20 protein-coding genes are annotated in these 25,875 nt (G+C 66.4%); 13 read left to right on the top strand and 7 right to left on the bottom strand.

What is annotated here, in order from left to right; all coding sequences use genetic code 11:
• Positions 1–28 precede the first annotated feature (28 nt).
• The 4 genes from OSH07_RS14250 to OSH07_RS14265 form a co-directional block, all read right to left on the bottom strand.
• Complete coding sequence (locus OSH07_RS14250; RefSeq protein ID WP_266339328.1) at positions 29–1,570, bottom strand: ATP-binding cassette domain-containing protein; 1,542 nt, start codon at positions 1,568–1,570, stop codon at positions 29–31.
• Complete coding sequence (locus tag OSH07_RS14255) at positions 1,567–2,631, bottom strand: ABC transporter permease (RefSeq protein WP_266339329.1); 1,065 nt, start codon at positions 2,629–2,631, stop codon at positions 1,567–1,569. Before OSH07_RS14255 ends, OSH07_RS14250 begins: the two co-directional genes overlap by 4 nt.
• Before the next feature lie 86 nt (positions 2,632–2,717).
• A complete protein-coding gene (locus OSH07_RS14260) occupies positions 2,718–3,839 on the bottom strand; it encodes a substrate-binding domain-containing protein (protein WP_266339330.1) in 1,122 nt (373 codons plus the stop codon).
• Positions 3,840–4,043: 204 nt separating this feature from the next.
• The gene (locus OSH07_RS14265; RefSeq protein ID WP_266339331.1) at positions 4,044–4,865 is read right to left on the bottom strand and encodes an IclR family transcriptional regulator; all 822 of its coding nucleotides are present in this window, start codon (positions 4,863–4,865) and stop codon (positions 4,044–4,046) included.
• Positions 4,866–5,306: 441 nt separating this feature from the next.
• On the opposite strand from OSH07_RS14265, the gene OSH07_RS14270 reads away from it, so the two are divergent.
• The 9 genes from OSH07_RS14270 to OSH07_RS14310 all read left to right on the top strand — a co-directional run bounded on the left by OSH07_RS14270 (position 5,307) and on the right by OSH07_RS14310 (position 16,975).
• Positions 5,307–7,370 carry a hydantoinase/oxoprolinase family protein gene (locus OSH07_RS14270; protein WP_266339332.1) on the top strand — a complete coding sequence of 688 codons (2,064 nt, stop codon included), beginning with the start codon at positions 5,307–5,309 and terminating at the stop codon, positions 7,368–7,370.
• A 14-nt stretch (positions 7,371–7,384) separates the two neighbouring features.
• The gene (locus tag OSH07_RS14275; RefSeq protein ID WP_266339333.1) at positions 7,385–9,151 is read left to right on the top strand and encodes a hydantoinase B/oxoprolinase family protein; all 1,767 of its coding nucleotides are present in this window, start codon (positions 7,385–7,387) and stop codon (positions 9,149–9,151) included.
• Positions 9,152–9,526: 375 nt separating this feature from the next.
• Entirely contained in the window at positions 9,527–10,552 is a 1,026-nt protein-coding gene (locus tag OSH07_RS14280) for a UDP-glucuronic acid decarboxylase family protein (RefSeq protein ID WP_420909630.1), read from the top strand.
• The gene (gene galE / locus OSH07_RS14285) at positions 10,552–11,538 is read left to right on the top strand and encodes a UDP-glucose 4-epimerase GalE (RefSeq protein WP_266339335.1); all 987 of its coding nucleotides are present in this window, start codon (positions 10,552–10,554) and stop codon (positions 11,536–11,538) included. Before OSH07_RS14280 ends, galE begins: the two co-directional genes overlap by 1 nt.
• A complete protein-coding gene (locus OSH07_RS14290) occupies positions 11,535–13,376 on the top strand; it encodes a glycosyltransferase family 2 protein (protein ID WP_266339336.1) in 1,842 nt (613 codons plus the stop codon). The genes galE and OSH07_RS14290 overlap by 4 nt, the downstream gene beginning before the upstream one ends.
• Positions 13,377–13,411: 35 nt before the next feature.
• On the top strand, positions 13,412–14,836 hold the full coding sequence (locus tag OSH07_RS14295) for a UDP-glucose dehydrogenase family protein (RefSeq protein WP_266339337.1): 1,425 nt from the start codon (positions 13,412–13,414) through the stop codon (positions 14,834–14,836).
• A 49-nt stretch (positions 14,837–14,885) separates the two neighbouring features.
• A complete protein-coding gene (locus tag OSH07_RS14300; RefSeq protein WP_420909634.1) occupies positions 14,886–15,380 on the top strand; it encodes a DUF995 domain-containing protein in 495 nt (164 codons plus the stop codon).
• Positions 15,381–15,387: 7 nt separating this feature from the next.
• Positions 15,388–16,344, top strand: coding sequence for a glycoside hydrolase family 26 protein (locus OSH07_RS14305; protein ID WP_266339339.1), 957 nt, complete (start codon positions 15,388–15,390; stop codon positions 16,342–16,344).
• A 121-nt stretch (positions 16,345–16,465) separates the two neighbouring features.
• Complete coding sequence (locus OSH07_RS14310) at positions 16,466–16,975, top strand: DUF995 domain-containing protein (RefSeq protein ID WP_266339340.1); 510 nt, start codon at positions 16,466–16,468, stop codon at positions 16,973–16,975.
• Between the two features lie 133 nt (positions 16,976–17,108).
• Here the strand turns inward: OSH07_RS14310 and OSH07_RS14315 are convergent, their stop codons facing one another.
• Positions 17,109–17,372, bottom strand: a complete 264-nt coding sequence (locus tag OSH07_RS14315; protein ID WP_266339395.1) for a hypothetical protein — start codon at positions 17,370–17,372, stop codon at positions 17,109–17,111.
• A gap of 457 nt (positions 17,373–17,829) precedes the next feature.
• Between OSH07_RS14315 and OSH07_RS14320 the strand changes: the two genes are divergently transcribed.
• Entirely contained in the window at positions 17,830–18,894 is a 1,065-nt protein-coding gene (locus tag OSH07_RS14320; protein ID WP_266339341.1) for a helix-turn-helix transcriptional regulator, read from the top strand.
• Positions 18,895–18,931: 37 nt separating this feature from the next.
• On the opposite strand, the gene OSH07_RS14325 is transcribed toward OSH07_RS14320, so the two are convergent.
• Complete coding sequence (locus OSH07_RS14325; RefSeq protein ID WP_266339342.1) at positions 18,932–19,231, bottom strand: adenylate cyclase; 300 nt, start codon at positions 19,229–19,231, stop codon at positions 18,932–18,934.
• A 304-nt stretch (positions 19,232–19,535) separates the two neighbouring features.
• Between OSH07_RS14325 and OSH07_RS14330 the strand changes: the two genes are divergently transcribed.
• From OSH07_RS14330 to OSH07_RS14340, 3 genes are read left to right on the top strand one after another with little or no spacing between them, the layout of a single operon-like run.
• Positions 19,536–20,435 (top strand): polyphosphate kinase 2 family protein, encoded by a 900-nt coding sequence (locus OSH07_RS14330; RefSeq protein ID WP_266339343.1) that lies wholly within the window; start codon positions 19,536–19,538, stop codon positions 20,433–20,435.
• A gap of 23 nt (positions 20,436–20,458) precedes the next feature.
• Positions 20,459–22,165 (top strand): Na/Pi cotransporter family protein, encoded by a 1,707-nt coding sequence (locus OSH07_RS14335; RefSeq protein WP_266339344.1) that lies wholly within the window; start codon positions 20,459–20,461, stop codon positions 22,163–22,165.
• Complete coding sequence (locus tag OSH07_RS14340; RefSeq protein WP_266339345.1) at positions 22,152–24,914, top strand: cation-transporting P-type ATPase; 2,763 nt, start codon at positions 22,152–22,154, stop codon at positions 24,912–24,914. Before OSH07_RS14335 ends, OSH07_RS14340 begins: the two co-directional genes overlap by 14 nt.
• A 93-nt stretch (positions 24,915–25,007) precedes the next feature.
• Here the strand turns inward: OSH07_RS14340 and OSH07_RS14345 are convergent, their stop codons facing one another.
• Positions 25,008–25,574, bottom strand: a complete 567-nt coding sequence (locus OSH07_RS14345; protein ID WP_266339346.1) for an SIS domain-containing protein — start codon at positions 25,572–25,574, stop codon at positions 25,008–25,010.
• Positions 25,575–25,875: the final 301 nt, after the last annotated feature.

Here is a 25,875-nt window from a genome sequence, read left to right on the forward strand (position 1 = left end):
CGCGCCACTTGCTGCGGGGCGCGCCGGGTCAGCCCAGCGCCCCGGCGGTGAGCTTGCCGCCGATCGCGGCCGGGCCGGACGAAACGGTGGCGTCCGGCAGGCTCTCGAACCGCGCCAGTTGTTCGCCGAGCGCAGGGATGTCGTCGATCGTCGCCATGTCGATGCGTCCGACGATCCGGCCGCGGGCCAGCACCACCACCTCGTCGGCGACGTCGAAGATCTCCTGCACCTCGGTGCAGAAGACGACGACCGAGCGGCCCTGGGCGGCGAAGTCGCGCAGCAGCTCGTAGATGTCGGCCTTGCTGGAGATGTCGACGCCGCGCGTCGGCTCCTCGATCACGACGATGTCGGTGTTCTCCTCCATCGAGGCGCCGAGCACGACCTTCTGCTGGTTGCCGCCGCTGAGCGACGTGATCGGGTGCTCGATGCTGCCCGTCTTCACCCGGTAGCGGGCGACGCCCTGGCGCGCGAGCGCTTCCAGCCGCGCGGGATCGAGCAGCTTCGTGGCGCCGCCAAGCGCGCCGAGTCCAAGCCGGGCTGCGAGGTTCTCGCCGACGCTCATATTGTGGAACACCGTGTGCCGGCGGCTGGCCGCGAGATAGGAGACGGTGGTGCGGCCGCGCGGCGTCAGGCTGCGGCCGTCCGCCTCGCACATCGGGCGGAAGGCGCCGATCGCCTGCGCCAGTTCGCGCGCCCCCGATCCCTCGACGCCGGAAAGCGCGATGATGCGGCCGGGCATCAGGTCCATCGAGATATCGCGAAACGCGTTGAGCCGGTCGGCGCAGTTGCTGAGCCGCCAGACCGGCGACAGAGCCTGGCCGGACGCGCTTCTTGCGCTTGCGCGGACGGCCTCCGGCTTCTTGTCGCCGGCATGGCTCGCCGTCAGATGCGCGGCGATCGCCGTTTCGCTGATCTCCGCCCCGTTGATCTCGGCGCTGATGCGGCCGTCGCGGAGAACCAGAACGCGATCGCAGCAGCGGACGAAGTCGTTCAGCCGATGCGTGATCAACAGGACGATGCGGCCGTCCGCTGCCAGTTCGCCCATGGTGGTGAACAGCGCTTCCGATTCCTGTTCGGTCAGCGCCGAGTTCGGCTCGTCGAAGAGATAGACGTCGGCGTCGCTCAGCATGGCGCGGGCGATCTCGACGCGCTGCTGCACGGCGAGCGACAGGTCGGCCAGTTCGTAATGCGCGAAGGCGGCGATGCCGAGCCTGGTCAGCACCGCCTTGGCCGCCGCCGGATCGACGGCGATGCGGCCGAACCAGTTTCCTTCGCGGCCGACGGCGAGGTTCTGCTCGACGGTCATGTTCGGCCAGACATGCGGCTCCTGGTGCACGACGGCGACGCGCCGCCAGACATCGGCGACCGGCCCGTCCGGGCGGAGCAGGGTGATGTCGCCGCTATCCGCCTGTTCCTCGCCGGCGAGCATGCGCATCAGCGTGCTCTTGCCGGCCCCGTTGGGGCCGGCGATGCCGATGATGCTGCCGGACGAGATGTCGAGGTCGAGCCCGTTCAGCGCTCGCGTCGCGCCATAGCGCTTGGTGATGCCCTTGCCGGTGAGCCGGATCATGCCGACGCCCCCGCGCCGGAGCGAACCGAACGCTGGCCGGCGCTGCGGATCAGCTTCTGCGAGACAAGATCGAGCCAGACCGCGCCGATCGTCACCAGGCCGATGAAGAGAAGCTGGACGAAGGAGGAGACGCCGAGAAGCGCGAGGCCGTTGTTGAGCAGCGCCAGCAGGATCACGCCCAGAAGCGTGCCGAGGATGGTGCCGCGGCCGCCATTCAGGCTGGCGCCGCCGATGACGACCGCCGCGATGACCTGGAAGGACAGCGAGCTGGACTGGGTCGGGCCGACCGAGCCGACATAGGAGAAGTCGAGGATGCCGGCGAGGCCCGCCATCAGCGCGCTCAGGATGAAGACGACATATTTGTACTTCTTGAGGGGCAGTCGGGCGACCCGCGCCGCCTCGGCATTGCCGCCCATCGCCATCAGGCGGAAGCCGAAGACGGTGCGGTGGCGCAGGATCCAGAACAGGATGAAGGCGCCGACCAGCCAGAGCGTCTCGACGGGAATGTTGTAGGCCATCAGCGCGCCGCCGAGGCCGTGGAAGAACGAAAGCTCCCACTCCGGCGGCAGCGGGTCGTTATAGGCCGGCGTGAAGGTGGTCGCGTTGCTGATCAGGAGCGACAGGCCGTCGGCGACGTTCAGCATGCCGAGCGTGGTGATGAAGGAGGGCAGGCCGGCGCGCACGGTCAGGAAGCCGTTGAGCAGGCCGGTCAGCAGGGCGACGCCGAGGCCGGCGGCGAGCGCGACCAGCAGGGACGTCGTGAAGGGCAGGCTGCCGCCGCCGAGCCAGAGCGTCGCCGTCACCGTGCCGGCCAGTCCGTAGACGGCGCCGACGGAAAGGTCGATCTCGCCGAGCAGGATCACCAGCATCTGGGCGAACGCCACCATGCCGAGCGCCACCATGGAGCGGACCAGCGTCAGCATGTTCTCCGGGCTGAGAAAGGCCGAGCGCTGCGACTGGACGATGGCGGCGATGAGAAGGATTGCCAGCGCCAGGCCGAGGGTTCGCAGGCTGTTCAGGACTTTTTGCTGCCCCAGGAGGGCAAGGGCGGATTGGGTCATGGTGGCTCCGGGACGGCAGAGTCAGGGGACAGGCGAAAACGGCGCGGAGATGCTGGATCGCCGCGCCGCCATGTCGGCGCTGGAGGCTAGCGGGCGGCCTTGAGGCGCTCGCGGCCTGCGTCCACGGTCAGTTCGTTCTCGCCACCGGCCTGGGTGATGACGATCGGGCGCAGGAACTGCATCGGATCGGCCGGCGTCTCGCCCTTGGCCAGGAACTGGGCGCACTGCTCGACGGGAGCCTGGGCCTGGTTGTCGAAGCCCTGGTCGATCGTGACGAGCGTCGTGCCCTCGCCGATGGAGTCGAGGATGGCGCCGCTGACGTTGAAGCCGGAAGCGTACACCTTGCCGTTGAGCTTCAGGTTGCGGATGACGTTGCCGACGCCCTCGATGCCCTGGTCGGTGTGGAAGAACAAGGTGACGTCGGGGTTGGCGGTCAGGAACGGCGTGACCGAGTTCAGCACTTCCTGCGTCGTGAAGTTCTTGCCGGTCGGGATGCCGCTCTTCACGTCGTTGAAGAACTTCGCGTCCGGGAAGACCGACTTGTAGCCTTCCATGAAGCCTTCCATGCGCGCCTGCGCCCAGGGCTGGTCGGGAGCGCCGCTGCCCATGGCGATCTTGTTGACCTGAACGCCCTTTTCCTTGATCAGCCGGGCGGTCGTCTCGCCGTTGATCTTGCCGGCCTGGACCTCGTTCAGGGCGTAGAAGGCGAAGCGCCTGGCCTTCGGCGCGTCGATGTTCAGCGTGAACACCGGAATGCCGGCGTCGGCATATTTATTGATGATGCCGGTGAACTGGTTTGGCAGCGGCGGCTGCAGCGCCAGGCAGTCGACCTGGCCGGAATTCAGTAGCGTCTCCAGCTCGGAAAGCTGCTTGGCGGTATCGGGATTGACCGGGCCGACCATGCGGCACTCGGCCGAAAGCGCCTTGTTGGCGTTCTCGCAGCCCTTCTTGGTGCCGATGCGCATTTCCGCGCCCTGGATTGGCAGGCCGGTGCCCTCGATGCCGACCACGATGTTGGCGGTCTCGCCCGCCTCGAGCTTCTTGACGATGCGCGGAGCAAGCTTGAACTCGCCCCAGGGCATGGTGCGGCTCTTCGCGCCGTCCGGCACGGTGATGCCGCCGGCATGCGCCGATGTGGCTGCGCCGCAAACGCCGGCAAGCAGCGCGGATCCGATTACCGCGAGCATGCGGCTTCTCAGGCAGGACATGAGGATCTCCGTTCGGTTCTGGAAGGTGTTCTGTTATGCAGAACTATGTTTTGTGCACTTGAACTGTAACGGAGGGCCGACGCTTGTCAATACGGCCTCGGGGGCATCCGATTTCGGGCGGGAGCGGAGGTTCGCCGAGGCGCGCGTCAGCGCGCCCCTGCGGCATTCAGGTGCGGGCCCGGTCGAAAGCGAGGCGGGTAGCGGCTAGCGGCGGGGCGGCAGCGCGGCGTGCGTCGGGCCGCCAAGCAGGACGCTGACCCGGTCGGCGTGGGCGCGGACGATGGCGCCGAGCCGGTGGATATCCTCGTCGGTGCCGAGCTTCATCGTGGTGACGCTGATCGCCGCCACGGCGTCGCTGCTGCGGTCATGGATCGCGGCGCCGACACAGAGCACGCCGACATTGTCCTCCTCGTTGTCGAGGGCATAGCCGCGTTCGGCGACGATCTTCAGTTCGTCGATCAGCGCCGCCGGGGTGGTCAGCGTATGCTCTGTCCGGCGCGGCATGCCGAGCCGTTTCAGGATGGCCTCGACCTCCTCCTTCGGCAGGCCGGCGAGGAGCGCCTTGCCGACCGAGGAGCAATGCGGCAGCTCGCGCCTGCCGAGTGACGACATCATCCGGAACGGGCCGGGCGCATCGACGCGCCCGATCGCCACCGCATAGCCGTCGTCGAGCACGGCGAGGCGCGAGGTCAGCCGCGTCGTGTCGGTCAACTGCTGGAGGATCGGGGTGGCGAACTGGGTGATGCCCATTCCGGCGACGGCCCGGTCGCCGAGATGCACCAGCGCCAGGCCGAGCCGGTAGAGCCGGCCGTTGCCGATGCGGGTGTCGGCCACGAAGCCGCGCGCCACCATCGTCTGCAGCAGGGTGAAGGCGGTGCTGCGCGAGACGCCGATGGCGGCGGCGATCTCGCCGACTCCCATGCCCTTGCTGTCGCCTGCGCCCAGCGCCTCGAGCACGTCCAGCGCCCGGCCGACGCTGCGCAGCGGGTATTTGTCGTTGGGGCTCTCTTCCGGGGTCGTCGACACGTTTGCGCCTCTTGCTTTTTGGTCTCGCCTGAAACTGCAGGTCGGATCGGGCCATTCGTACAACCGATAAGCGGAACGATGGCCCGTTGACAACATCCACGAACTGCTCCTACGATTTGCATAACAGAACCATGTTCGGCTTAACAGAACAGATAATGGTCTCGACAGGGAAATGCAGGATGCGGTCCGAAAGCTCGACTTGCGGGACCGGGGGAGGCGCTTGATGCCGATCCCGTCCGAACTGGCCAATGCCGTCTTGGTTCGAGCCGCCCGGCGCTCCCGGCGGATCGCGATGTCGCCGCCCCGTGACGCGCGCCGGGCGATCGCCACGCTTTTCTAGGTTCAGCCTGTTTCCGGAGCCGCGATCGGCCTCCGGCTTTCACCGATCTCTTCCTGAAGGCGCCGCCGAACTCGGTCGCGCCCGCATCCCTGGAGCCGACAATGGGCCTTCGTTTTGCCGTCGATACCGGCGGCACGTTCACCGACCTGATGGTCGCCACGGAAGATGGCGTGCTCAGCATGCACAAGGCGTCGACGACGCCCTCCGACCCCGTAGCCGGCGTGATCGACAGCCTGCGGATCGCGGCGGAGGCGGCCGGCGAGGAACTCGGTTCCTATCTCGGCCGGGGCGAGATCCTCGTCCACGGCACGACGCACGCGATCAACGCCATCGTCACCGGCTCGACCGCCCGCACCGCCTTCCTGACCACCAAGGGTCACCCGGATACGCTGGTGTTCCGCGAGGGCGGGCGCATCGAGCCCTTCAACTTCACCGTCCCCTATACCGAGCCCTATGTGCCGCGCGCGCTCACCTATGAGGTGCCGGAGCGCATCACCGTCAGCGGCGCGGTCAAGACGCCGCTCGACGAGGCGGCGGTCGTCGAGATCCTCGCTTCCCTGAAGGCGGCCAAGGTCGAGGCGATCGGCGTGTCGTTCCTGTGGTCGGTCGTCAATCCGGCGCATGAGCTGGCGGTCGGCGCGCTGATCGAGAAGCATCTGCCGGGCGTGCCCTATACGCTCTCGCACGAGATCAACCCGTCGATCCGCGAATATCGCCGCGCCTCGTCGACCTGCATCGACGCCTCGCTGAAGCCGGTGATGGGCGCCTATATGCGCGGTCTTGAACAGCGCCTGCGCGACGCCGGCTTCCAGGGCCGCGTGCTCGTTGTCACCTCGCAGGGCGGCGTCATGGACGCCGCGCGGGTGGCCGAGGCGCCGGTGCACCTGATCAATTCCGGACCGAGCATGGCGCCGGTCGCCGCCAAGGCCTATGGCGCCGACGACGCGGCCGAGACCCTGATCGTCGGCGACACCGGCGGCACCACCTTCGACGTCTCGCTGGTGCGGCGCGGCCGCATTCCGCGCAGCCGCGAGACCTGGCTCGGCCAGCCCTTCCGCAGCCACATGACCGGCATGCCGTCCGTCGACGTGAAGAGCATCGGCGCCGGTGGTGGTTCGATCGCCTGGGTCGATGCCGGTGGCCTGCTGCATGTCGGCCCGAAGAGCGCCGGCGCGGTTCCGGGTCCCGTGTGCTACGGCCGTGGCGGCACGCGGCCGACGCTGACCGACGCCTCCGTGGCGCTCGGCTTCATCGATGCCGAGTTCTTCCTCGGCGGCAAGATGGCGCTGAACAAGGCGGGCGCGCTCGACGCCATCCGCACCGACGTCGCCGAACCGCTCGGCAAGACCGTCGAGCAGGCGGCCGAGGTGATCGTCGCGCTTGCGACCGAGCACATGGTCCAGGCGATCATGGACATCACCGTCAACCAGGGCATCGACCCGACGCAGGCGACCTTCGTCGCCGGTGGCGGCGCGGCCGGCATCAACTGCGTCGCGATCGCCCGGCGTCTCGGCTGCAAGCGCGTCCTGGTGACCGAGGCCGGCGCGGCGCTCTCCGCTTCCGGCGCGCTGATCTCCGACCTGACGGCGCACCAGCAGGCGATGTTCCATTCGCGCAGCGACGGCTTCGACGTCGAGGGCGTCAACAAGGTGCTCGCCGGCCTCCAGGCCGCCTGTGACGCTTTCGCGGCAGGCCCCGGCGCCGGCGCCAAGGCGGTCGAGATCGACTGGTCGACGGAGGCGCGCTATCAGGACCAGGCGTGGGAGATCGAGGTGCCGCTGCGGGTGCCGCGCTTCGCCGGCGGCGACGACGTGCGCGAGCTGGTTTCCGACTTCCACCAGATGCACCAGGACATCTTCGCCGTCAGCGACGACAAGGCCGAGATCGAGACGGTTAGCTGGAACGCCGAGGTGCGTTGCCGCATCGGCTCCGGCGTCCCGGGCCGTCTCGCGGCGGACAGCCGCCCGGCCAAGTTGCCGTCGCGCCCGGTCCGCTTCCTCGGCACCGACTGGATCGACGCCGACGTCTGGCGTCTCGAATCCATTCCCGAGGGCCAGCCGCTGCTCGGTCCGGCCATCGTCGAATCCGATTTCACGTCGATCGTCATCGATCCGGGCGCGAAGGCTTGGCGCGACGCTTCCGGCAATCTGGTCATTGAAGTCTGAGCGGAGAGAGAACCATGTCCGACACCAACAAGATGGATGGCTCGACGCTCGCGGTGCTGACCGCCCGCTTCGAGGGCATCGCCCGCAAGATGGCGAACACGCTGCACCGGACCGGTCGCTCCGGCATCCTGACGATCGCGCGCGATTTCTCCTGCGTGGTGCTGACGGCCAAGCACGAACTGCTCGCCACGGCGGAAAGCCTGCCCAACCACGTCCTGCGCGGACCCGACATCATGTCGCGCACGATGACCGACAATCATCCCGTGCTGAAGCGCGGCGACGCGTTCCTGCACAATTCGCCCTATCACGGCTGCACCCATCCGGCCGATCACTCGATCCTGATCCCGATCATCGACGAAGCGGGCGTGCATCGCTTCACCGTGCTCGCCAAGGCGCACCAGGCCGATTGCGGCAACTCGCTGCCGACGACCTACATGGGCGCCGCGCTCGACGTCTATAATGAGGGCGCGCTGATCTTCCCGGCCGTGAAGGTGCAGGACAACTACCAGCACGTGATGGACATCATCCGCATGTGTCAGATGCGCATCCGCGTTCCCGACCAGTGGTGGGGCGACTATCTGGCGACGCTCGGCGCCGCCCGCGTCGGCGAGCGCGAGATCCTGGCGCTCGGCGCCGAGATCGGCTGGGACCGGCTGGAGGATTATTCGCAGCAATGGTTCGACTACAGCGAGAAGCGGATGATCGAGGTCATCCGCGCGCTGCCGAAGGGCCGCGTCACCCGCACCAGCACGCATGACGCCTTCCCGGGAACGCCGGCCGAGGGCGTGAAGATCACCGCGACGGTCGAGGTCAAGCCGGAGGAGGCGATGATCGAGGTCGACATGACCGACAACCCGGATTCGATGCCGAACGGCCTCAACCTGTCGGAAGCCTGTTCGCTGTCGGCGCCGATGATCGGCATCTTCAATTCGATCGATCATACCGTGCCGAAGAACGAGGGCAGCTTCCGGCGGGTGAAGATCCATCTGCGCGACGGCTGCGTCGTCGGCAGGCCGCGCCATCCGACCTCCTGCTCGGTCGCGACCACCAACATCGCCGACCGCGTCGCCAATCCGGTGCAGGCGGCGCTGGCCGAACTCGCCGATGGCCTCGGCCAGGCCGAGACCGGCGCGCTGATCCCGCCCTCCTGCGGCGTCGTCTCGGGCGTCCATGACGGCAAGCCCTTCGTCAACGAGGTCTATCTCGGCTGCACCGGCGGCGCCGGCACGCCGTGGACGGACGGCTGGCTGACCATCCTGCATGTCGGCAATGCCGGCATGTGCTACCAGGACTCGATCGAGATCGACGAGCTTCGCCACCCGATCTTCGTGCATGAGCGGCGTCTGATCGCCGATTCGGAGGGCGCCGGCCGGTTCCGCGGCGCGCTCGGCGCCTATTCCGAATTCGCGCCGGTCGATTGCTCGATGACGGTCGCCTATGTCAGCGACGGCAACGTCAATCCGGCGCTCGGAACGCGGGGCGGCCTCGCCGGCGCGACCTCCGCGCAGTTCCGCCGATTGGCCGATGGTTCGCTGCAACCAGTGCCGGCCTGCGCCGAAGTCGTCATTGGCCCCGACGAGACGATGGTCTCGATCAGCGGCGGCGGTGGCGGCTACGGTCATCCGCACGAGCGCGATCCGGCCCGCGTCCTGCATGATGTGAGGGAAGGCTGGGTCAGTAGCGAGCGGGCCGCCTCCGTCTATGGCGTCGTGCTGACGGATGACGGCCAGGTCGATCCGGAGCGGACCGCGCGCGCAAGGGGCCAACTGGTTCCCGCCTGAGATTCGGCGAACCCGCGTCAACGCGCGGATGGCAGATCGATGAAGTGGAGGCCGGGCCCCTCGCGGGGCTCGGCCTTCATCGTTCTGGTGGTCGGCATCCGGGTGCCGGTGAGGCGTCCGGATGGTCCAGTATTAGTTTTTCGATATGAATTAAATCTTTATTAAAATCTCTCGTCGCGCCGGGGCGAGAAATGGACGCGAAGACAACTTTCCGGATCCCCTGATAACGACCGGCCCCTTCAGGGTTGATACCGTCAATCATCAAACACAAGAACATCTATGGACGTATAGGTGCTCGGCATCGTCGGGCATTGGGGGAATTTTCTGAAGATTTTCTTGTATTCTCGGTGATTGGTCAGAATTTCAACCATTCTGATGGAGGGCGAATTGGGCGAGCTTTTTAGAGCTTCGACTGTAATCTCGGAGAAGAAGCCAAGACGTCGCATACTTGTTGCCGGTGGCGCGGGGTTCCTGGGATCGCATCTGTGCGAACGACTTCTGCAGGAAGGCAACGCAGTCATCTGTGTCGACAGCTTTTCGACGGGCCGGATGGAGAATGTCCAGGGCCTGCTGCGCTCGGATGCCTTCACGGTCATCCGGCACGACATCGTCGATCCGCTCGATCTGCCGGTCGACGAGATCTACAACCTGGCCTGCCCGGCGTCGCCGCCGCACTACCAGGCCGATCCCATCCATACGATGAAGACGAGCGTCATCGGCTCGCTCAACCTGCTCGAGCTGGCGCTCCAGCACAAGGCGCGCATCTTCCAGGCCTCCACATCCGAGGTCTATGGCGATCCGCATGTGCATCCGCAGCCGGAAGCCTATTGGGGCAACGTCAATTCCTTCGGTCCGCGATCCTGCTACGACGAAGGCAAGCGTTCGGCCGAGACGCTTTTCCACGACTTCCACGATCGCCATGGCGTCGATATCCGCATCGTCCGCATCTTCAATACCTACGGTCCGCGGATGCGCGCCGACGACGGTCGCGTCGTCTCCAACTTCATCGTCCAGGCCCTCAAGGGCGACGACATCACCGTCTATGGTGATGGCTCGCAGACGCGCTCCTTCTGCTATGTCGACGACCTGATCGAAGGGTTCCACCGGCTCATGTACAGCCGGAGGGCGATCCGCACGCCCGTCAATCTCGGCAATCCGGGCGAGTTCACAGTTCGCGAGCTCGCCGAGCGGATCATCGCGATGACCGGCTCCTCGTCGAAGATCGTGCATCGGCCGCTGCCGACCGACGATCCGCGCCAACGCCGGCCCGACATCTCGGTCGCCAGGCGAGACCTCGACTGGTCACCGGACATCAGCCTGGTGGAAGGGCTGACATCCACCATCGCCTATTTCGAACGCCAGCTGACCAGGCAGGTCGGGAAACTCGTCGGGGTATCGTGATGAGCAGGCAAGCCGTCCTCGTGGTCGGTGGCGCGGGCTTTATCGGCAGCCACACGGCCAAGCTCCTTGCCGGACAGGGCTATGATCCGGTCGTCTACGATAATCTTTCGACGGGAAGCGCCGGCTCGGTTCGCTGGGGGCCGCTGGTCGAGGGCGACATTCTCGAAACAGACCGGCTGATCGCGACGATCGAGGCATTCGAGCCTGTCGCGGTCATCCACTTTGCCGCCTCCGCCTATGTCGGGGAGTCGGTCGAGAATCCGGCCAAGTACTACCGAAACAATGTCAACGGCACGCAGTCCCTGCTGGAGGCGTGCCGCCGGACCAGTGCGCCGCCCGTCATCTTTTCGTCGAGCTGCGCCACCTATGGCGTGCCGGACCATCTGCCGATCCGCGAGGGCGAGGCCCAGCATCCGATCAATCCCTATGGCCGCACCAAGCTGATCGCCGAGCAGATGCTGGCCGACTACGCGACGGCCTATGGAATCCGCTACGTGGCGCTGCGCTATTTCAACGCCTGCGGCGCCGATCTCGATGGCGAGCTTGGCGAGGCGCATGATCCGGAGACCCACCTGATCCCGCGCGCCATGCTGGCGGCGGCCCGGTTCATCGATTTCCTCGAGGTCTATGGCGACGATTACGACACGCCGGATGGCACCTGCATCCGCGATTATATCCATGTCATCGACCTGGCGCGGGCGCATGTGCTGGCCGTGGATCACCTGATCCGCGGCGGCGGCAATCTCGCCGTCAACCTCGGCACCGGGCGCGGCACCTCGATCAAGGAGATCCTTGACGCGATCGGCCGGCTGACCGGCCGCGAGGTGCCCGTGGCGCTGCGCGCGCGGCGGGCCGGCGATCCGCCGATCCTCTATGCCGATCCGGCGCTCGCGGCGGAGACGCTCGGCTTCCGCGCCCAGCATTCGGATCTCGACACGATCATCCGCACCGCGGCCCCCTTCTTCGGCCTCGAGGTGCGGACATGAAAACGCCCCGCATTGCGGCGCCGGATGGAGCGGAGGCGCCGTTCCTGGAGCCGATCTTCGTCGGCCGCAAGCGGGTCGAGTATTGGGCCATCGTTGCCCTGTGGGCGGCGGCCGTCGGCTATTTCTGGCACTGGTGGTTCTTCACCGCCGTGCATCTCCATCCCATTGGCTCGGCCTTCGTCTCGGTGGTTCTTGCGTGGGTGACGATCCAGCCGGGCTATTTCATCGGCGTCTTCAGCCATGCGCGCCGGCCTTCCGGGCCGCTTCGCATCCCGAGCGACAGCCGTGTCGCCATGGTCGTCACCAAGGCTCCCTCCGAACCGTTCCCGGTTGTCGCGGAGACGCTCAAGGCCATGCTGGCGCAGGACGTGCCGCATGATACGTGGCTGGCCGACGAGGATCCGTCGCCGGAGACGCTCGCCTGGTGCCGCGAGCATGGCGTGTTCGTCTCCACCCGCAAGGGACGCGAGGACTATCACCGCAAGACCTGGCCGCGCCGCACGCGCTGCAAGGAAGGCAACCTCGCCTTCTTCTACGACCACTATGGCTATGATCGGTATGACTTCGTGGTCCAGCTCGACGCGGATCACGCGCCGCAGCCTGGCTATCTCCTGGAAGTCCTGCGCGCGTTCTCGGATCCGGCCGTCGGTTATGTCACGGCGCCGAGCATCTGCGATCGCAACGCCGGCGAAAGCTGGTCGGCCCGGGGCCGTCTCTACTACGAGGCCAGTCTGCATGGCCCGCTGCAGGCCGGGTACAATGGCGGCGGCTTCACGCCGATCTGCTTTGGCTCGCACTATGCCGTCCGCACGGCGGCGCTGAAGGAGATCGGAGGCCTTGGACCGGAGCTGGCCGAGGATCATTCGACCACGCTGTTCATGGCTGCGCATGGCTGGCGCGGCGTGCATGCAATCGACGCGATTGCCTATGGCGACGGGCCGCGGACCTTCTCCGACCTGATCACGCAGGAATTCCAGTGGTCGCGCAGCATGGTGATGATCCTGCTGCAATACACCCCCGGGCTCCTGAAGCGGCTGCCGGCGCGGCTGAAGTTCCAGTTCCTCTTCGCGCAGTTCTGGTATCCGATCTACACGACCTTCCTCGCCATGACGTTCCTGATGCCGATCATCGTCCTGGCCTATGGCGAGAGCATCGTCGACGTCACCTATCCGGATTTCCTGCTTCATTTCCTGCCGCAGACCCTGGTTCTGCTGGCGCTGTCGTTCTGGCTGCGGTCGCAAAAGACCTTTCGCCCGGTCGATGGCAAGATCTTCAGCTGGGAATCGACCTTCTTCGTCCTCGCCCGCTGGCCCTGGGGACTGGCCGGATCGCTGGCGGCGTTGCGCGACTGGGCGACGGGTTCCTTCGTCAATTTCCGCGTCACCCCGAAGGGCGCCTCTGAAGTCGATCCGCTGCCGTTCCGGGTGCTGGCGCCCTATGGCCTGGTGGTCTTCTTCTCGATCCTGCCGGTGCTTTGGGTGGACGAGGCCTATGACACGCGCGGCTTCTATCTCTTCGCGATCATCAATGCATGCTTCTACCTGCTGCTGATCGCCATGATCGTGCTGCAGCACGCCCGGGAAAACCGGGTTCGGACGCGCAGTCGCCTCTATCGCCCGGTTCTGGCGAGCAGTCTCGTCACGCTCTGCGCCTTCATCACCGTCGCATCCGCCGAGCGCGGCATGGACGGCATGGCGGCGCTGACCCGGGGTTCCAAGAGTTTCTCCCTCTTCGACGACCGTTTCGCCGCCGCCGGCGCGGGCGTCGGGCGCCGCGACCTGCACAGAACGGTCTTCAACCCCCGTTGGCGCGACAGTTCGGCCGGCGGGCAGGAATAACCAAGACGAATGAAAATCCAGCAAGGAGGCTCAGCATGAAAGTTGCCGTAATTGGAACAGGTTATGTCGGGCTGGTGAGCGGTACCTGCCTTGCCGCCTGGGGACACGACGTCGTTTGCGTCGACAAGGATGCCCAGAAGATCGCCGGTCTCCAGAAGGCCGTGCTGCCGATCTACGAACCGGGCCTGGCCGATCTGGTCGAGAGCAACGCCGCCGCGGGCCGGTTGAACTTCACCTGCAACCTCGCCGAGGCCCTGGCGGGCGCGGCGCTGGTGCTGATCGCGGTCGGCACGCCGGCCCGAGCCGGCCATGGCGATGCGGATCTTTCCTTCGTCTACATGGCGGCGCGCGAACTGGCGCCGCATCTGGAGACGGGGGCGGTCGTGACGATCAAGTCGACTGTTCCGGTCGGCACGGGCGACGTCGTCGAGAAGATCATCGGCTCGATCCGGCCGTCCGGCAGCTTCTCGGTCGCCTCCAACCCGGAATTCCTGCGCGAGGGCGTGGCGGTCCGCGACTTCCTCGACCCCGACCGGGTCGTGATCGGCGTCGAGGACGAGCGTGCGCGCAAGGCGCTGATGGACCTCTACCGGCCGCCGCTCGAGATGCGTGGCACGCCGATCGTCGTCACCCGTCGCCGCACCTCGGAGCTGATCAAGTACGCCGCCAACGCGTTCCTGGCGACCAAGATCACCTTCATCAACGAACTGGCCGATCTCTGCGAGGAGGTGGGCAGCGATGTCGGCGAGCTTGCGCTCGGCATGGGCCTGGACAAGCGCATCGGCGCGAGCTTCCTGAACGCCGGGCCCGGCTATGGCGGCTCCTGCTTCCCGAAGGATACGCTGGCACTGCTGCGCACGGCGCAGGATCATGGCGTGTCGCTGCGGCTGGTCGAGGAGACCGTCACCGCCAACGAGGCGCGCAAGCGCCGCATGGCCCTGAAGGTGATCGACGCGCTCGACGGCGACGTTGACGGCGCGACGATCGCGGTGCTTGGCCTGACCTTCAAGCCGGACACCGACGACATGCGCGATGCGCCTTCCGTGCCGCTGATCGAGACGCTGCAGCGCTTCGGCGCCAATGTCCGCGCCTACGATCCCGTGGGCCAGGAAAACGCCAGCCGCCTTCTCTCCGACGTTGAATTCTGTCTCGACGCCTATGAGTGCGTTCGCGGCGCCGACGCGGTGGTGGTGGTGACCGAGTGGGAGAGCATCCGCAAGCTCGACCTCGCCCGCGTCAAGCGGGCGATGCGGCAGCCGGTGCTGGTCGATCTGCGCAATGCCGTGTCTCACGGCGTCGCCAGGGAGCTCGGCTTCCACGTTTCGGCGATCGGCCGGTCGGCTTCGGCATGGCGGGAAGCGGAGGGCACGCAGGCGGGCGAGCGGCGCGCACGCGCGCGACTTGGTGGGGGCGACAAACAGACAACGGCAGGAGGTTCGAATGAGAGGATGGAATTCTGAGGCGCGTCGGGCCTCGACCCGGCTGAAGGCCGGCGGGCTTGCGATCCTGATGGCGTCCGCCCTGGCCGGAGCGGCCGCGGCATCCACCACAGCCGCGGCGGACAATGGTTTGCCGGCGGGGGCGACGCCCCTGTCCGCGGCCGAGCTCTACGCGCTCTACCACGACAAGAGCTGGCAGTGGCCGGACGGCGCCGGCCGGATGGACACCGCCGACCGGCGTTTCACCGCCTGGGTCGACGGCGAGAAGGGTAAGTCCTGGGCCGAAGGTCGCTGGCAGATCACCGATGCCGGCAATCTGTGCTTCACCGCCGACTGGCATGTCGGCCAGGAGGTCTTTCCCGCAAGGACCTGCTTCGCCCATCGCGTCGCCGGCGGCACGATCTACCAGAAGAAGGAGCCGGAAGGGCAATGGGTCGTGTTCCGCCACGCCCCCCTCCGCGCCGACGACGAGGCGACGAAGCTCGTCTCGGAGGACATCGTTTCCGGTCGCCTCGATGAGTTCAAGTCGGCGCCTCCGGCTCTGAAGCAACAAGCCAAGCAGTGAGGCGGTCATGAAGCCGCAATTCGTAATGGTCGCGGCCCTGCTGTGCGGGGCCTTCTTCTCCGGCGCGGTCTATGCCGCCAGCGGCGTTTCCGGCGCCAATGTCGACAACCGGAGCCAGTTCCAGGACAAGCGGCCGGTCATCGGGCCGCAGTCGCTGGTTGCCGGCGCCTATGATCCGCACGGCGACTTCGCCACCGACACCAATTCCAGGATCGAGCATCTCTTCCTGCCCTGGGAAGACGTCGACCTGGAGAGCCTCGCCGTGGCGGATGCCTACGCTCTCCAGCGGGGCCGCTCTCTGCTCATCAGTGTCGAGCCCTGGTCCTGGGCCCGGGACTGGCGGGCCACGCCCGAAGACCTGCTGCACGGCATTCTCACGGGACGCTACGATTCCAACATGGCGGGCGTCTGCTCGGCGGCCGCGAAGCTGAAGAGCCCCGTGACGATCCGCTGGGCCCAGGAAATGGACGACAAGTCGGGGCAGTTCACCTGGTCCGCCTGGAAGCCGGAAGACTACATCAAGGCCTATCGGCACGTGGTGGACGTGTGCCGGCAGCATCTGCCTTCCGCGCAATACATGTGGTCTCCGAAGGGCGAGGAAGGTCTCGAGGCATACTATCCGGGCGACAACTATGTCGACACGATCGGCCTGTCCGTGTTCGGCTACCAGCCCTACGATCACCTGACGATGGGGCGGGACGTCGGCTTCGTCGAGCGCACCCGGCCCGGCTATGACCGCGTCAAGGGCTATGGCAAGCCGGTCGTCGTCGCCGAGCTCGGCTATGCCGGCAAGGACGACTATGTCCGCGCCTGGGCGCTGGAGGCGAACCGGCCCCATCCGGAATTCCCGGCCATGACGGCGGTGATCTACTTCAACGACCGGGAAGTCTATCCCTGGCCGAAGAACGTGGGACGCCCGGATTGGCGGGTCGCGAACCATCCCCTCGACTGGCCCATGAACTGATCCTGGAAGCGGCCCCGCTCTTCCGCGCCGGGGCCGCTCCCAAGTCCTTGTTGGCATGCGCATCCGCCCCCGGAATTGTCATCGAGTGTGCGCGGATGCCCCCTGGCGAAAGGAAATCAAGATGTCCCTGATCCGTTTGTCCGTGGTGAGCGTGGCCTTGTCCGCTCTCTTCGTGATGGGGGCTGACGCCGCCCCCCAATCGGCCTCGGCGGCGGCGACCGCCAAGCTCGCGGCCGCCGCCACGCCGATGACCGCCGCAGCGCTGGATGCGCTCTATACCGGCAAGACGTGGAGCTGGAAGGACGGCGCCGGCTATTTCGGCGACGGTCACCGCTTCTCCGGTTGGATCCAGCGCGGCGCGCTCTGGTATTATGGTCGCGGCAAGTGGCAGACGACCAATACCGGCAAGCTCTGCATGCAGGCCGTCTGGTACTATCGCACCGGATACGGCAACAACCCGTCCTGCATCCTGCATCGCGAGAAGGACGGCGTGATCTACCAGAAGCCCGCCCTCGGCGGCGAATGGTATGTCTTCAAGCACAATCCCGCCCGGCCGGACGACGAGATCCGCAAGCTCGTCCCGGGCGACCATGTCGCCAAGAACATGGCCCGTCTCGAGGCTATGCGCTGAACAAGGCAAGGCGGTCTGCCGGCCGCCGGCGTCAAATGACGACATCCGGAAAGCGTGGAAACGCTCTCCGGATGTTTTTGTCTGTCCGCCGGTCGTCGTGGCCGCCCAGAATTGGCCGCCCGGAATTGGCGGCCTAGAACATGTCGCGCCGGAAGCAGCGCGACCTCTGGCCGAAGCCGCTCGCCGTGCAGACGAGGGAGTTGCTGTTCAGATACTCCGTCTCGGAAATCTGGACGACGGTGCCCTTTGCCGCCTTGTTGTAGCGGACATCGCCATTGACGCGGTACTTCACCAGATAGACGGAACGGGTGTCGTCCTTCTTCTTGCGAAGCTCCTTCGCCTCGGCCCCGGCCGACATCGCGACCGTGGCTGCGAGGCCGATCGTGGCGGCCGCCATCCACTTCAGGCTCTTCCGGCGGGCATTGTGAACCAGTTCATTGCGTCTCACGGGATTTGCCTCCAGGCTCTTGATCCAGGGACGTATTACGGCCTGTCCTCTAACATTCCTGCCGGAAAGTCCGGACAATTTTCCTCAAATCCGCGTCATCGCGGGACCAGTTTCGGCGTGGTTGGCCGGTGCCGCGCCGTCGGGTGCCGGAGTCTTAAGGGACTTTGGTAAGGCAATATGACTTCTTGATACAACTTTGTGGTGTGACGTTTTCTCAAGTGAAATTGATAAGTTGTCCATATTTACTTGGCTTCGACATGAGATGGCCGCGCTTGAAACGAGCAAGGTCTGGAATTACTCTGATCTACAGACGTGACGGGGTAGTGTAGTGGTATTCAGCGAGCCCAGGGGTATTCGCCCGAAGTCCGAATTTGTCGAGCGCCGCCGTTCGCCACGCTTGCAGCTGATGCCGCTTGGCGAAGATGTCGGTAAGCCTCCCGCGCTTGTTCCGCAGTACTTCTCGACGGAAAGCCTGCCGGACGACCAGCAGTTCGCTGCTTGGCGGGCGCATCTGTCGCCGGTGCTGGGCGTCCGATTGCCGGACGACGTTCGCGCGGAAGATGGCTTCGTGGCGCACCAGACGATCTGGAACCTGCGCGGCATCCTGCTGGTGGAGCAATCGGCTCCGGCCTTCAGCTATGAGCGGTCGCGGGATCAGGTCCGCTTCAGCCCGATCGACCACTGGCAGCTTACCTTTCTCCGTTTCGGCCAGAGCTGGACGGCGGTCGACCAGCGCGTCGCCGCGAACCGTCCCGGCATGGTCGAGATCTGCTCGCTCGGCCAGTCGTTTCGTGGACGGGCGACGGCGACGAAATCGGTCACCCTGGTCGTTCCGGTCGACCAGTTTGCCGAGCGGGGAGGGCTGCCGGCGGGCAGCCATCACGCGGTTCTGGGCGGTCATCGCGCCAAGCTGCTGATCGACTTCGTGACCAGTATCGAGGACAGCCTGAGCCGCCTGTCGCCGGAGGGCCTCGCGAGCGTACGGAGCAGCCTGCTGGAGATCGTATTCGATACGGTCACCTTCCTGGTGGGGCCGTCCAACGAGAACGATCCTGTGTCGCATACCGGCCTGATGACCCGGGCGCGCCGGTTCATCCAGGGCCATCTGGCTTCCGAGGATCTGACGCCGGACGCTCTTTGTCGCGAACTGGCGATTTCCCGCACCCGGCTCTACGAACTGTTCGAGAGCTCGGGCGGCGTGCAGAAATACATCCGCGAGCGCCGCCTGCTCGCCGCGCACGCCATGCTTGCCGATGAACTGAACACGCGAAAGGTCGTCGACGTGGCGATGGCCCTCGGCTTCGACTCCGCCGCCAATTTCAGCCGCGCCTTTGCGCAGCAGTTCGGCTACAGCCCGAGCAGCGTTCGTCGTCATGCTGCCCGGTCGGAGGCGCAGGCGGATCTGGCCCCTGCCGTCGGGACGGCCGAGACCTATGAGAGCATCCTCGAAAGCCTGACGCGCTCGCCCTGACGTCTGGCGCCGGTTATCGTGGAGCGGTTCGCTTCCGTCAGTTGTGCGACTGCTGGAAGCCGGCCACGTCGTATTGCGAAACGCTCTTCGGGTTGTTGGAGTTCTGCGGCTGCGTTCCCGCGTAGTGCGTTCCCGATGTTCCGTCTGGATTGAAGGCAGAGCCCGGCGCGCCGGCGGCATTGCCCGGCGTTGCGCTTCCGGTCTCGGCGCTGCCGATCGTCTGGTTCGGCTGGCCTGTCGTGCCGGTCACCGTATGGACGTTGGCGGCGAGTGCGGGGCCGACGGAGATCAGGATCATCGATCCGCCCAGGATCATCGGACCAAGGAGATGTCTCATGATATTCTCCCAGATGTTGCCGTCCTCAGGAGTGACCAGCGCCGGTGGCACCTGGCCAGGCCTCCATTTTCCTCCCCCGGGTGAGGCAACGCCACCGCCTTCTACGGGTGTCCAGGATTTGTGATGTCGAGGCCGCGCCGGGCCGCTGCCGGACGGTTCCGGTCGCTTCGACATTCCGTTTGACAGTCGTAGGGAAAGGGGCTTGCGTCGGGGTGTCCGGGCGACGCTGCGCGCCGCGCCCGGGAAGCCGGTCGTTTCGTCCGGCCGAAATGCCGAACCTTGGCACAAGGCGAGGGGAACCGAGATGTCTCGCAAGGAAGTCATCGAGGTCGTGAGGCAATATACGGAGCCGTTCCGTGTCACCAAGGGCAAGAACTTCCGCCTCGCCGATTATGATCCCGGCGATACGCTGGGGCTGAAGATGGACAAGAAGGACGCGGCCGACCTTCTCCGTCGCGGCGCCGACTGGCTGGCGATGGAGCAGGACATGCTCTACGCGCAGGATTCCTGGTCGGTGCTCCTGGTGTTCCAGGCCATGGACGCGGCCGGCAAGGACGGGACGATCAAGCACGTCATGTCCGGCATCAATCCGCAGGGTTGCGACGTCTATTCGTTCAAGCAGCCCTCGGCCGAGGAACTGTCGCGCGATTTCCTCTGGCGCTATGCGATGAAGGTGCCGCAGCGCGGCCGCATCGGTATCTTCAACCGATCCTACTACGAGGAAGTGCTCGTGGTGCGCACGCACCAGGAGCTTCTGAAGGCGCAGAAGCTCCCGCCGAAGCTGGTCGGCAAGAATATCTGGGACGAGCGGCTCGCCGATATCGCCCGCTTCGAGGACTATCTGACCCGGCAGGGCGTGATCATCCTCAAATTCTACCTGAACCTCTCCTATGACGAGCAGAAGCGGCGCTTCATGGACCGGCTCGACAAGCCGGACAAGAACTGGAAGTTCTCGGCGAGTGACGTCCGCGAGCGCCGCTACTGGGACGACTACATGAAGGCCTATGACGAGGCGATCCGGGCGACCGCCTCGAAGAACGCGCCCTGGTTCGTCGTGCCGGCCGACAACAAGTGGTTCACGCGCCTCGTCGTGGCGGCGGCGATCGTCGATGCGGTCGAAAAGCTCGACCTTGAATATCCGACGGTCTCGGACGCGCAGCGGAAGGACCTCGCAGCAGCGCGGGAAGAGCTGGAGCGCGAATAGCGCGCGACGAGGAGGGCGGCGGCATGTCGACGGCGATCGCGATACTCGGGGGGATCGGCCTTTTTCTGCTCGGCATGACGGTGATGACCGACGGGCTGAAGGCGCTCGCCGGCTCGTCGCTGCGCACGGTCCTCGGCAAGGCGGCGGCGACGCCGCTTTCCGGGGCGTTCTGGGGCGCGATGATCACCCTGCTGGTGCAGTCGTCGAGCGCGGTGACGATGACCACCATCGGCCTCGTCAGCGCCGGACTTCTGACCTTTCCGCAGGGGCTTGGCCTGGTGTTTGGCGCCAATGTCGGCACCACCGGCACGGGCTGGCTGGTGGCGCTGATCGGCGTGCGGGTTTCGTTGTCGAGCTATGCGCTGCCGTTGATCTTCATCGGCGCGCTGGCGAAGTTGCTGGCCAGCGGCCGGGCGGCGGCGGCCGGAGGCGCGCTCGCGGGCTTCGCCCTCGTTCTCTATGGCCTGACCACGCTGCAGCAGGGCATGGGCGGCTTGGCCGAGAGCCTGCATCCGTCCGACCTGCCGGCGGTGCTCGGCATGCCCGGCGTCGGCTGGGCTTCCGGCGCGTTCGGCCTGCTGGCGCTGATCGCGATCGGTCTGGTGATGACGGCCGTGATGCAATCCTCGACCGCTTCCATCGCCGTCACCATATCGGCCTTCTTCGCCGGCGCCGTCAGCCTGGAGCAGGGCGCGGCGCTGATCATCGGCCAGAACATCGGCACGGCGACGAGTTCGGCTCTGGCGGCGATCGGCGCCAGCACGACCGCCAAGCGCCTGGCGCTCGCCTATGTGCTGTTCAAGCTGATCGCGGCGCTGATCGCCATCGTCGCCTTCCCCTTCACGGCGGCGCTGATGAGCCGCTTCTCCGCATCGGTCGACGGCACGACGCTGCTCGCCGCTTACCACACGGTTTACAACGTGGTCGGCGTCGCGGTGCTTTTGCCGGCGACGCAATGGTTCACCCGCGTCGTGGAGCGGCTGCTGCCTTCGAAGGAGACGGCGCTGGAACGGGCGCTGGATCCGAGCGCGCTCGCCAGTCCGGTGGTCGCCGTCGAGACCGCGCGGCGGGTGGTCGCCGAGGTCCTGCAGACGGTCGCTGCCTCGGTTTCGGCGGCGCTTGCGGGTAGCCGCGCGGAAGTTGGCATTGGGAGCGCGGCGGCAGCCCTTCGCAAGGTGCGGGATTTCCTGTCCGAACTGAAGGAGCCGCCGGAAACCGGGGCCGAACGCCATCGCATGACCAGCACGCTGCACGCGCTCGATCATACCTCGCGCCTCGTCGAGGTGCTGGCAACCAACGGGCTTCCCCGTCCGCTTGCCGGCGAGGCGCAGGATCGGGACGCTGCCGTGCTTTGCGAAAGGGCGATGCGGGCGGCGGAGACGGTGGCCAACTCGATCACCACGGAATCGGCGATCAGCGAGCAGGCGAGCCCCATCGGCTGGAACCTTTCGCCGGAGATGGCGTCAGCGCTCTCCGAGGCGGAAGCGGCAGCGGGCGAGCTCAAGGCCAACCAGCGCGACTACCGCACGAAAACGCTCGCCGCCGTCGCGGCGTCGCAGCTGAGCGCCGCCGATGCCCTGGCGCAGATCGACGCCGTGCGAGCGCTCGACCGGATCGCCAACCACGCCTGGCGCGCCGCGGCGCATCTGCTCGGCCGCGGCAGGGCGGAGGATCTCGACGCGCAACCGCAACTGGAAGACACGGTGAGGGAGCAACATGAGCACACATGAAGCCACCGTTTCCGGCGCGGAGGGCGCGCCCTGGCATGCCTTGCCGGGGGCGCAGGTCGAAAGCGAATTGCGGGTCGATCCCGCACGCGGCATCGACCCGACCGAGGCGGCCGAGCGCTTGAAGACCTATGGGCCCAACCGCTTGCCGCAGGGCAGGAAGAAGGGCCCGCTGATGCGCTTCCTTGCCCAGTTCAACAACATCCTCATCTACGTCCTGCTCGTCGCCGGCTTCGTCAAGCTCATGCTGAGCCTGTGGCTTGACGCGTCGATCATCTTCGCGGTGGTCATTCTCAATTCGCTGCTCGGCTTCCTGCAGGAAGGGCGGGCCGAGAAGGCGCTCGATTCCATCCGCAACATGCTGTCCGCTGAGGCCCGCGTCCTGCGTGGCGGCGAGACGCGGCTGATCCCGGCCGAGGAACTGGTGCCGGGCGACGTCGTGCTGCTGGAATCCGGCGACAGGATCCCGGCCGACCTGCGCCTGGTCGACGCCAAGAACCTCCGCACCGAGGAAGCGGCGCTGACGGGCGAATCCGTGCCCGCCGACAAGACGACAGACCCCGTGTCGGCCAAGGCGACGGTCGGCGACCGCCATAACATGGCATTCTCCGGCACCATGGTGGTGTCCGGCCGGGCGACCGGCGTCGTCGTGGCGACCGGAAGCGGGACGGAACTCGGCCGCATCAACCAGATGCTCGCCGAAGTCAGCGCGCTGGAGACCCCGCTGCTGCGCCAGATCAAGAAGTTCGGCTACGTCATCACGGTCGCCATCGCCGTCATCAGCGTGTTGCTGTTCGCCTGGGGGCACTGGCTCGGGCACATGACCTTCGTCGAGCTGTTCCAGGCGGTGGTGGGCATCGCCGTGTCGATGATCCCGGAGGGATTGCCGGCACTGATCACCATCACGCTGGCGATCGGCGTGCAGCGCATGGCCCAGCGAAACGCCATCATCCGTCGCCTGCCGGCGGTCGAGACGCTGGGCTCCGTCTCGCGCATCTGCTCGGACAAGACCGGCACGCTGACGCTGATGGAGATGATGGTGACCTCCGTCGTGACGGCGGAGGCGGCCTATGACGTTTCCGGTGACGGCTATGCGCCGGAAGGCGAGATCAAGGCCGACAGCCAACCGGTCGGAACGGCGCCGGGCGTGCTCGCGCTGATGGGGCGGGTGTCGATGCTGTGCAACGACGCGGAACTGTTCCAGGAGGACGGCAAGTGGAAGGTGGAGGGCGATCCGACGGAGGGCGCGCTCTATCCCTTCGCCACCAAGCTCGGCCTCGACCGGGCCGGGGAGGCGGCGGCCGCGCCGCGCATCGATGCGATTCCCTTCGAATCCGAGCACAAGTTCATGGCGACGCTGAACCGCGCGGCCGAAGGCGAGATGCTGCTGGTCAAGGGCGCGCCGGAGGTGATCCTCGAGCACTGCAACCGGCAGCAACTGGCGACGGGCCCGGCGCCGCTCGACCGCGACCGCTTCCTGCAGCAAGGTGACCGGCTCGCCGCGCAGGGCGAGCGGGTGCTGGGCCTCGCCTGGCTAGAGAATCCCGGCCTCACCGCCGGAGGCCTGGGGCCGGCGGATCTGCCCCGCGACCTGGTGCTCCTCGGCCTCGTCGGCCTGATGGATCCGCCGCGCAAGGAGGCGGTCGACGCCGTGCGCGAGTGCCATGGCGGCGGCATTCGCGTCACCATGATCACCGGCGATCACAAGATCACCGCCGCGGCGATCGCCAAGATGCTCGGGATCGGCGACGGCAAGACCGCCGTTGCGGGCACCGAGATCGAGGCGATGAACGATGCCGCGCTGCAGGAATGCGTGCGCGACGTCGACGTCTTCGCCCGCGCCAGCCCGGAGCACAAGCTGCGCCTGGTCAGGGCGATCCAGGCCAACGGGCAGATCGTCGCCATGACCGGCGACGGCGTCAACGACGCCCCGGCGCTGAAGAAGGCGGATATCGGCGTCGCCATGGGCATCAAGGGCACCGAGGTGACGAAGGAGGCGGCGGGCATGATCCTTGCCGACGACAATTTCGCCTCGATCTCGGCGGCGGTGAAGGAGGGGCGCACCGTCTACAACAACATCGAGAAAGCGATGCTGTTCCTGCTGCCGACCAATGTCGCGCAGGGCGCGGTGATCGCGATCGCCATCCTGTTCGGCTTCACGCTCCCGATCACGGCGCCGCAGGTGCTGTGGGTCAACATGGTGACCTCCGTCGCCCTTGGGCTCGTCATCTCGTTCGAGCCGCACGAGGCGGACGTGATGCGGCGGCCGCCGCGGGCCGTCGACCGGCCGATCGTCACCGCCTTCGGCCTCTGGCGCATCCTCTTCGTCGGCGCGGCGCTGGTGCTCTATACGCTCGCGGCTTTCTTCTGGATGAAGGCGCAGGGGGCGTCGGACCCGATGGCGCGCACCGTCGCCGTCAACGCCATCACGCTCGGCCAGATCTTCTATCTGCTCAACAGCCGCTATCTGCTCGATTCATCCCTGTCGGTCCGCGCCCATCTCGGCAATCCCTATCTCTGGTACGGCATCGCCGGCGTCGTCGTGCTGCAGCTGCTTTTCACCTACGCGCCGCCGTTCCACGCAATCTTCGATACGGACGCCTTGCCGATCTATGCCTGGCTCTGGCTGCTGGTCGGCGGCGTCTTCTTTTTCCTGGTGGTGGAACTGGAGAAGTTCGTTATCCGCTCCGTGCCGGCGCTGCGGGACGCCGCGACGTCCCGCCCTGAAATCCTGCCGACCCCGGCGTCCTGAAGAGGCCTCTTCGCGCCGGGGCGGCGTCTTGGCGGGAGGACCAACTCTGCCTTTGACAGATGGCCCATCCCGACTGTGCTGGTCGGAGATGCGCTATTCCAGATTGGTGTGACGGGCGCGCATGGCCTCGGGCGTGATGGAAACCCGTTCACGAAGCTTCAGCACCATGACCTCGAACAAGACGAAAAGCGCGCCTTCGTAGAGCGATCCCATCGGCAGGATCGAGCTCTTCGCCGCGCCCTGGTCGTCGGCCATGGTCTGCGCCGGCAGATGCAGCACCAGGTCGGCGAGCGCGGGCGCTCGGCCATTCGGCTGCGCCGTGATCACGATCACCGTTGCGCCGGCCTCGTGCGCGACACCGATCAGCGCCAGCGCCGTCGAGATTTCGCCCGGTCCGACCGTGACGAGGAACACGTCTCCGGGGCCGACCGGCGGCGTCGTCATGTCGCCCTCGACGGCGACCGGCACGCCCATGTGGTAGAGGCGCATGGCGAAGCCCATGATCTGCAGCCGCTCGCGGCCACCGCCGAACACCACCGTGCTCTTGGCCTTCGCGATGGCGTCCACGACCGCGTCGACCTTGGCGTCGTCGAGGCGACTGAAGACGCTTTCAAGCTCTTTGAGGGCGGTATGATATGGGCTGGTGCTGACGTCGTTCACTTGTCTGTTTCCTCCTGCGGCGGGATGCTCCCCGACGGAGTGAAGCACAGAGAGCGGTCGGACTGCAAAGCCTGACCGCATGAGATAACAAAGCTTTCCGTTTTCCCCGGATGGTGGGTTCGTGGTGGGTTTTCGATCCCGGCCCGGCGCCCTGCTCGGAAGCTGGTCCGTGGATCGGGATCCGCCGATTGCCCTCCGCCTCGCGACTGGCTATATCATTTATGAAACCGCTTTCATTTGTGGTTCAGCAGGCTCGTTCACTCGACGACCGACCGGCCGGTTGCAGGCGCCGGCGGGAAAG

The organism is Kaistia nematophila (assembly GCF_026343855.1).
Lineage (GTDB): Bacteria > Pseudomonadota > Alphaproteobacteria > Rhizobiales > Kaistiaceae > Kaistia > Kaistia nematophila.

Bases quoted from the DNA above. Each gene is read 5' to 3' on its own strand.
- galE (WP_266339335.1), top strand. From the start codon at position 10,552: ATGAGCAGGCAAGCCGTCCTCGTGGTCGGTGGCGCGGGCTTTATCGGC.
- OSH07_RS14260 (WP_266339330.1), bottom strand. From the start codon at position 3,839: ATGTCCTGCCTGAGAAGCCGCATGCTCGCGGTAATCGGATCCGCGCTG.
- OSH07_RS14280 (WP_420909630.1), top strand. From the start codon at position 9,527: ATGGAGGGCGAATTGGGCGAGCTTTTTAGAGCTTCGACTGTAATCTCG.
- OSH07_RS14305 (WP_266339339.1), top strand. From the start codon at position 15,388: ATGAAGCCGCAATTCGTAATGGTCGCGGCCCTGCTGTGCGGGGCCTTC.
- OSH07_RS14295 (WP_266339337.1), top strand. From the start codon at position 13,412: ATGAAAGTTGCCGTAATTGGAACAGGTTATGTCGGGCTGGTGAGCGGT.
- OSH07_RS14340 (WP_266339345.1), top strand. From the start codon at position 22,152: ATGAGCACACATGAAGCCACCGTTTCCGGCGCGGAGGGCGCGCCCTGG.
- OSH07_RS14290 (WP_266339336.1), top strand. From the start codon at position 11,535: ATGAAAACGCCCCGCATTGCGGCGCCGGATGGAGCGGAGGCGCCGTTC.
- OSH07_RS14315 (WP_266339395.1), bottom strand. From the start codon at position 17,372: ATGGCGGCCGCCACGATCGGCCTCGCAGCCACGGTCGCGATGTCGGCC.
- OSH07_RS14325 (WP_266339342.1), bottom strand. From the start codon at position 19,231: ATGAGACATCTCCTTGGTCCGATGATCCTGGGCGGATCGATGATCCTG.
- OSH07_RS14300 (WP_420909634.1), top strand. From the start codon at position 14,886: ATGGCGTCCGCCCTGGCCGGAGCGGCCGCGGCATCCACCACAGCCGCG.
- OSH07_RS14275 (WP_266339333.1), top strand. From the start codon at position 7,385: ATGTCCGACACCAACAAGATGGATGGCTCGACGCTCGCGGTGCTGACC.
- OSH07_RS14320 (WP_266339341.1), top strand. From the start codon at position 17,830: ATGCCGCTTGGCGAAGATGTCGGTAAGCCTCCCGCGCTTGTTCCGCAG.
- OSH07_RS14330 (WP_266339343.1), top strand. From the start codon at position 19,536: ATGTCTCGCAAGGAAGTCATCGAGGTCGTGAGGCAATATACGGAGCCG.
- OSH07_RS14270 (WP_266339332.1), top strand. From the start codon at position 5,307: ATGGGCCTTCGTTTTGCCGTCGATACCGGCGGCACGTTCACCGACCTG.
- OSH07_RS14335 (WP_266339344.1), top strand. From the start codon at position 20,459: ATGTCGACGGCGATCGCGATACTCGGGGGGATCGGCCTTTTTCTGCTC.
- OSH07_RS14255 (WP_266339329.1), bottom strand. From the start codon at position 2,631: ATGACCCAATCCGCCCTTGCCCTCCTGGGGCAGCAAAAAGTCCTGAAC.
- OSH07_RS14250 (WP_266339328.1), bottom strand. From the start codon at position 1,570: ATGATCCGGCTCACCGGCAAGGGCATCACCAAGCGCTATGGCGCGACG.
- OSH07_RS14310 (WP_266339340.1), top strand. From the start codon at position 16,466: ATGTCCCTGATCCGTTTGTCCGTGGTGAGCGTGGCCTTGTCCGCTCTC.